Source organism: Nocardia farcinica (assembly GCF_029867845.1).
Taxonomy (GTDB): Bacteria; Actinomycetota; Actinomycetes; order Mycobacteriales; family Mycobacteriaceae; genus Nocardia; species Nocardia farcinica_A.
This window is the reverse complement of record NZ_JARWRU010000769.1, coordinates 1-6,664: the sequence shown is the minus strand read 5'-3', so window position 1 is coordinate 6,664 and position 6,664 is coordinate 1. Positions and strand designations below refer to the sequence as shown.

Sequence of the window (6,664 nt, the reverse complement as noted above, 5' to 3'; positions counted from 1 at the left end):
CATGTATCCCTCGTCGTGGCGCAGCGGCGGTATCGAGCGGGGGATGTAGTAGCGCATGAACGTGGGCGGCTCGAATTCGGTGATCTCCTCGGTCATGCGGAACAGCAGCGCGTTGACCACGCGGATCGCGCCGACGCCGTGGCCATGGGTGTCCCCTGGCCGGACGAGGACGACGCGACGAACCGACGGAACGCGGTGGTAGTTCGTCGCATCCGTCATCCAGTCGAACACCTCGCCGATCGGGGCGGCGATCGTCCGGTGCATGTCCACGACGCGCATGGGCATCACACTAGATACTTGCGCCGCCGCCTGCGGAGTTTCAGATCACCCATAAGCGCGTGACTTCCGGCGTGCCGGATGAAACGCGGGATGAACCGGTTGACGAAGCCGACGAACATGAACAGGTGCTCGAAGCGGCGCTGGTCGTTCTCGGTCCACTCCAGGCGCATCTGCTCGCGGAAGTAGGGCGCGAGGAAACCGGTGGTGAGAAAGCGCAGCAGATCCGCGAACAGGAACCGCAGCGGCCAGGCGATCATCTTCAGATCGATCAGGTCGTTGATGTAGGCGAGCACGTATTCGTCGAGCACCGCCCGCTCGCAGGCCTTGTTCCAGTACTCGTCGAACTCGGCGCGGGTCTTCGGCCACATGTCCTCGGTGACCTGCAGCGTGGTGCCGAGCGTGGAGGCGGTGGAGTAGAACTGCTCGGCCTGCTCCTCGTTCATCTTGCCCGACAGCAGCTGGTAGGTGTCCTCGAAGCCGATGTACAGGCAGGCCGCCACCCACAGCTGCAGGTTGCGGTCGAAGGCGTTGTACTTGACCTTCGCGCCCGGCTCCGAGCGCACGTGCCGGTGCACGGAATCGACCGCCTCCCGGTAGGCGGCGCGTTCCTCGTCGGTGCCGAGGATGGCGACCGCGAGATAGGTGGTGGTGGTGCGCGCCCGCTTCCACGGGTGCTTCATCAGCGAACCCGACTCGACCTTGCTCTCGGCCACGCCGTAGCCCACACCCGGATCGGCCATCTGCATGGCGACGTTGGCCGCCGCGCCGGCGAAGGACCAGAAGTCCAGGGCGTCGGAGAGCTTCAGCGGCTTCTTGGTCAGCGGCCGGTGCTCGGTGGGGATGTGGATGCGGGTCTGCTCCTTGGTCAGCGGTGCGGGTTCGTGCCGGTGTTCTTCCCTGGCTACGGCGGTCATGGGAGTCCTTCTCTGTCGTCCACGCGATCCGGGGTGCGCCCGTGCCCGATCTCTCGGGCGGTGCGGCACCGCACCCCGCTCCGTTTTGATATGTTACTGACGATTCTTCGAGGGCGGAACCGTGGATGCCAGAATATTTGGTAACTTGATTCGAGGCCGTGTTGACCGCTCTGACCATGGCAAACTGTGGTAGGTGAGCAGGGTGTTTCCCGGAAGCGCTTCCGCAGCACTGTGAATCATGAGTAACATACGGCGCGGGCGCTCGGTGGGGCCGTGGAGGTGGGCGGTGTCCGGCGGCCGGCGCGAAGGAAAGGAAGCACTTCAGTGTTGAAGAAGCTGGATCGAATATTCAGCTATGAGATGAAGGTGTCGGAGTTCATCGGCACGCTGATCATCCTGGCGATCCCCTACGGCATCATCGGGGTGATCTGGTCGGTCACGCACACCTCGCACCTACGCGACATGCACGGCATCGACGTGATCGTCTCGTTCCTGGGCTCGATCGTCTGCTGGCCCGTGCTCATCTTCGCGAATGTGACGATGACATGATGATTCTGGTCTGGCTCATCGACATCCTCGTCTCCGGCGTGCGGATTCTCGGTGGCGGAATCAAGGTCAATCCTGTGCTGCGGTTCGGTCTGTGGGTCGCCGTGGTCGCGGTTCTCGCCGCGGGCGTCGGTGTGCTCGGCGCCGGGCTGTACTTCCTGCAGCAGTATCTGAGCGGGCCGGTCTGACCGGTCGATCCGGTCCTGAAATCGACTCCAATGGGCTCGTAATTGCGAGTAATTTACATAAACTTTTTCCGCTAAATCAGTCATGCGGAAATGGCATGACCTACGCCTGTTCGATGCGCGCTGACCTGCGATGACAGGGCGGTGATCGTCGCAGCTCAGCGTTTTCCTCGACCGTGAAACGGTTCATCCACGAATGAGAATAGCTATTCACTTACGGCTTGTGATGCGCAACTCCGTTATGGGAGACTGCACACGCTCCGCGCACTCGCGCACGAGGCCGCCAACGGCCGGCGAGACATGCGGCGAAAAAGCCCAGAAAGGAACTCGGGCAGCGTGACAACCACCGAAAGCCTTCCGGCCGCGAAGGATCTCACCGATCTGGAACGCGCCGTGGACGACCTGAAGGGGCTGTGGAAGCGGCATCCCCAGCAGTCCCTGGAAACGCTCGGCCGTCAGGTGAGCCTCGGCCGGGCGGCGGCGATCGAGCTGTTCCGCTCGATGGCCGCGCGGCGGTTCCCCTACCAGGAGTTCATCAAGCAGTGCGCGTTCATGTCGAACGTGTCCGCCGCGCCAACGGTTTTCGTGGCCATCCCGATCGCCGTGGTGGTCTCGATCCAGATCGGCGCGCTGGTCAACCAGGTCGGCGCCACCACCTTCATCGGCGCCGTCGCGGGCCTCGGCATCATCCGCCAGGGCGCCCCGCTGGTGACCTCGCTCATGATCGCGGGCGCGGTCGGCTCGGCCATCTGCGCCGACCTCGGCTCGCGCACCATCCGTGAGGAGATCGACGCCATGCGGGTGATGGGCGTCGACCCGGTGCGCAGGCTGGTGGCCCCCCGGCTGCTGGCGGCGGTGCTGGTGTCGATGCTGCTGTGCGGATTCGTGGTGTTCGTCGGTTTCGCGACGGCCTACATGTTCAACGTCTACGCCCAGGCCGGCACGCCCGGCTCGTTCATCGGCTCGTTCGCCTCCTTCGCGGTGGCCGACGACCTGATCGTGGCGCTGGTGAAGGCGGCGATCTTCGGTCTGCTGACCGCGATCATCGCCTGCGACATCGGCCTGCACGCCAAGGGCGGACCCGGCGGCGTCGCCAACGCGGTGAACTCCGCGGTGGTGACCTCGGCGCTGATGTTGTTCGCCACCAACATCATCCTCACCCAGCTGTACAACACGCTGTTCCCGACGAAGGTGGTCTGAGGTGGGGACCAAGTACACCCCGCCCGCGCTCGTGCCGGTCAAGCTGGCGGGCGAGGTCCTCGCCGGTCCCTACCGGGCGAACCAGCGGCTCGGGCACCAGGCGATCACGTTCTTCCAGGCGCTGGCCGCGATCCCGTTCGTGCTGAAGCACTATCGCAAGGAAGTGCTGCGGCTGACCGCCGACATCGGCTGGGGCAACGGTTCGCTGATCGTCGGCGGCGGCACCATCGGCGTCGTCGTCGTGCTGTGCGCGTTCGGCGGCATCACCGTCGGCATGGAGTCGTTCAACGCGCTGAACCTGCTCACCATGGGTCCGCTCACCGGCGCCATCTCCGGCTTCGCCACCACGCGCGAGCTGGCCCCGATCCTGGCGACGCTGGCCTTCGCCATCCAGGCGGGCTGCCGGTTCACCGCCCAGCTCGGCTCGATGCGCATCTCCGAGGAGATCGACGCGCTCGAGTCCATCGCCATCCGCCCGCTGCCGTACCTGATCAGCACCAGGATGATCGCGGCGACGCTGACGATCATTCCGCTGTACACCGTCGGCCTGGCCACCGCGTATCTGGCGACCAAGCTGTCGGTGTTGTTCCTCGGCGGCACCTCGGCGGGCACCTACGACCACTACTTCTTCCAGTTCCTCATCGGCACCGACGTGTTCTTCTCGCTGCTGAAGGTCGTGGTGTTCGTCATGCTGGCGACGTTCATCCAGTGCTACTACGGCTACGTCGCCACCGGCGGTCCCGAGGGCGTCGGGGTGGCGGCCGGGCAGGCCATCAAGATGGTCATCGTCGTGATGGTATTCGCGAAACTGTTACAGACACTTCCCCAATTGGGCATCGACCCCGGCTTTCGGATCTCGGGATAGGGGAAATGGTGATTCTCGATCCCAGCGGCCGCGGCGCCACCGCGCGCCAGCTCACCATGGCGGGCATCGCCATGATCGTGGCCTTCGCGCTGGTGCTCGGCGCGCTGGCGCTGCGCTACACCGGCTACTTCGAGGACAAGGTGGCCGTGCACGCCGAGCTGACCAGCACCGGCGACGGGCTGCCGCAGCGGGCGGACGTGAAGTTCCGCGGCATGGTCGTCGGCCGGGTGGACGCCGTCGAGGTGGTGGCCAAGGGCCAGCGCCAACGGGTGGACATCCACCTGCGGCCGGACGCCGCGCGCACCATCCCGGCGAACGTCACCGCCCGCGTCATCCCGAACAACATCTTCGGCGTCTCGGCGATCGAGCTGGTCGACAACGGCCGACCGGACGCCTACCTGAGCGAGGGCGCCGTCATCGCCGAGGACACCAGCGGCGAGACCATGCAGCTGCAGACCACGCTGACGGTGCTGCGCGACGTGCTGGAGAACATCCAGCCCGCCAAGCTGGGCCGGGTGCTGGCCACGCTGGCCGCCGCGCTCGACCCGGCCTCGCGGGTGCCCGGCTCCACAGTCGAGCGCCTCGACCGGTGGATCACCGAGGTCAGGCACATCCCCGGCGTCGGCGAACTGCTCGGCGACCTCGGCGCGGCGACCACCGCGCTGAGCCAGTCCGCGCCCGAGCTGGTCGGTGTGCTCACCGAGTCGGTGACCGCGGCGCAGACGCTGACCGAGCGCAGGAACAACCTGGTCGCCCTGCTGACCAACGCCTCGGGCGCGGTGGACTCGGTCAACAGCCTGTTCGCCCGGAACCCGAACGCCGCCAAGGATCTGGTGCCCGGTCTGAGCGACCTGTTCGGCGGTCTCGCCGATGATCCCGACGCGATCCCGTACACCGCGCGCAACCTCAACCAGTCCCTCGCCGCGCTGTCGGAGGTGTTCACCTGGGGACCGAAGAAGCAGATGGTCTGGAAGATGGATGTCAGTTTCACGCCGTTTCAGCAGTACACCGCCGAGGACTGCCCGCGCTACGGCGACCTCGCCGGCCCGCGCTGCGGCGGCCCGACCGTGCCGGCCGAGGCGCCCGAGCAGGTCTACCCGGAGCAGATGCGTCCCGGCTGGCTCGACGCCGCGGGACCGGCGCCGACCGTGGTCGTGCCCGGCCTGCCGAGCGGCGAGGAGGGCGCGATGACCGTGCCGGGCATCCCCGGCCTGTCCGAGCCCGGCCTGCCGTCGATCCCCGGCCTGCCCGCCATCCCGGGCCTGCCCGCCATCCCCGGGCTGACCGCCCCGGCGGGCGAGCAGGAGCAGACGCGGAACCCGGCCCAGGACCCGACGGCCACCACCCCCGCCGCCATGCGTCCGATCGCCTCCGGCCGCGGCCACGCGGCGGTCGCGGCGGTGGTCGGCGGCAGGCCGACGGCGGCGCAGCTGCTGCTGCTCACGCCGGTGCTGGCCGGCGGCACGGTGACCATGTACGAGGCACTCGACGCCGACGGGGGTGAATGAGTCGTGAAATCCGGGAAGGCATTGGCGGGGTTCGGTTTCTTCGCTGTCATCGCGATCCTGCTGACCTGGGTCATCTGGTCGACCCTGCAGCGATCGGTGCCGGGGACCACCCATTCCTACTCGGCGACCTTCACCGATGTCATGGGCGTGCGGGTCGGTGACGACGTACGGATGGCCGGAGTCCGCGTGGGCCGGGTCGACAAGATCGACTTCGACGAGGGGTACCTGGCGCGGGTGGACTTCAGCATCCAGGACAGGCAGCGCCTGACCACCACCACCAAGGCGCTGGTGCGGTATCAGAACCTGATCGGTCAGCGCTACATCGCCCTGGTGCCCGGCGAGGGAGAGGGCGACCCCCTCGAACCCGGCGGGCACATTCCGGTCGATCGCACCGAACCGTCCTTCGACGTCTCGGCGCTGTTGTCGGGCTTCGAGCCGCTGTTCTCGGTGTTGCAGCCGGATCAGATCAACTCGCTGTCGGAGACGCTGATCCAGGCCCTGCAGGGCGACAACGTGTCGCTGTCCTCACTGATCATCCAGGCCTCCGACCTGGCGGCGACCTTCGGACAGCGCGACGTGATTCTCGGTGAGGTCATCGCCAACCTCAGCTCGGTGCTGGCCGGCCTGGCCAACCGCAGCGACGAGCTGGAGACCCTGATCACCCAGTCCACCGCGCTGGTCGAGGCGCTCTACGCCGAGGGCGAGCTGCTGAAGTCCTCGGTGGACCAGGTGGCCACCGCCACCGACGGGCTGGTCGATCTGCTCGCGCAGGTCAAGCCGGACATGGCCGCCGCGCAGGACGAGGCCACCACCGGTGTGGCGCTGCTGCTGCTCAACGGCGAGGCGCTCGACCGCGCGGCCGTCCAGCTGCCCGGCCTGCTGAACTCGCTGGCCCGGTTCAGCAGCTACGGCACCTACGGCAACGCCTACTTCTGCAGCCTGGACGTCTCGCTGTGGGGCGTGCTGCTGCCCCCCGGCCTGTTCTCGCAGGTCGGCGGCAACTCGCACTCGGAGGTGTGCCGCTGATGGCACGGATTCGCAAACTCTGGGCGGGCAACCGCTTCTTCTGGCAGGGCGTCGCGGCCGCGATGTTAGTGGTGGTGCTGCGGGTGGGCGCGAGCGGGGGCAAGCAGGTCGGGGTGTCGCACAACACCATCCACCCCCCGT

Annotated in this window: 8 protein-coding genes; 6 read left to right on the top strand and 2 right to left on the bottom strand. The window is 67.1% G+C overall.

Annotated elements, in window-relative coordinates:
• Together QH283_RS16900 and QH283_RS16895 are read right to left on the bottom strand one after the other, a co-directional pair.
• The coding region (locus QH283_RS16900; RefSeq protein ID WP_280503949.1) for an SRPBCC family protein at positions 1-279 on the bottom strand (279 nt) is incomplete at its 3' end.
• A gap of 5 nt (positions 280-284) precedes the next feature.
• A complete protein-coding gene (locus QH283_RS16895) occupies positions 285-1,193 on the bottom strand; it encodes an oxygenase MpaB family protein (RefSeq protein ID WP_280503948.1) in 909 nt (302 codons plus the stop codon).
• A gap of 324 nt (positions 1,194-1,517) precedes the next feature.
• Between QH283_RS16895 and QH283_RS16890 the strand changes: the two genes are divergently transcribed.
• The 6 genes from QH283_RS16890 to QH283_RS16865 all read left to right on the top strand — a co-directional run bounded on the left by QH283_RS16890 (position 1,518) and on the right by QH283_RS16865 (position 6,523).
• Complete coding sequence (locus QH283_RS16890) at positions 1,518-1,742, top strand: hypothetical protein (protein WP_280503947.1); 225 nt, start codon at positions 1,518-1,520, stop codon at positions 1,740-1,742.
• Complete coding sequence (locus tag QH283_RS16885; RefSeq protein WP_280503946.1) at positions 1,739-1,927, top strand: hypothetical protein; 189 nt, start codon at positions 1,739-1,741, stop codon at positions 1,925-1,927. Before QH283_RS16890 ends, QH283_RS16885 begins: the two co-directional genes overlap by 4 nt.
• Before the next feature lie 333 nt (positions 1,928-2,260).
• Positions 2,261-3,124, top strand: coding sequence for an MlaE family ABC transporter permease (locus QH283_RS16880; RefSeq protein ID WP_280503945.1), 864 nt, complete (start codon positions 2,261-2,263; stop codon positions 3,122-3,124).
• 1 nt (position 3,125) lies between these two features.
• Positions 3,126-3,989, top strand: a complete 864-nt coding sequence (locus QH283_RS16875) for an ABC transporter permease (RefSeq protein WP_280503944.1) — start codon at positions 3,126-3,128, stop codon at positions 3,987-3,989.
• An 8-nt stretch (positions 3,990-3,997) separates the two neighbouring features.
• The gene (locus QH283_RS16870; RefSeq protein WP_280503950.1) at positions 3,998-5,497 is read left to right on the top strand and encodes an MCE family protein; all 1,500 of its coding nucleotides are present in this window, start codon (positions 3,998-4,000) and stop codon (positions 5,495-5,497) included.
• Positions 5,498-5,500: 3 nt separating this feature from the next.
• Positions 5,501-6,523: an MlaD family protein gene (locus QH283_RS16865; RefSeq protein WP_280503943.1), complete on the top strand. Its 1,023-nt coding sequence runs from the start codon at positions 5,501-5,503 to the stop codon at positions 6,521-6,523.
• The last annotated feature ends 141 nt before the right edge of the window (positions 6,524-6,664 follow it).

What these genes read in the sequence shown, in the direction of transcription:
- QH283_RS16885 (WP_280503946.1), top strand. Translation starts at nt 1,739, where the DNA reads ATGATGATTCTGGTCTGGCTCATCGACATCCTCGTCTCCGGCGTGCGG.
- QH283_RS16895 (WP_280503948.1), bottom strand. Translation starts at nt 1,193, where the DNA reads ATGACCGCCGTAGCCAGGGAAGAACACCGGCACGAACCCGCACCGCTG.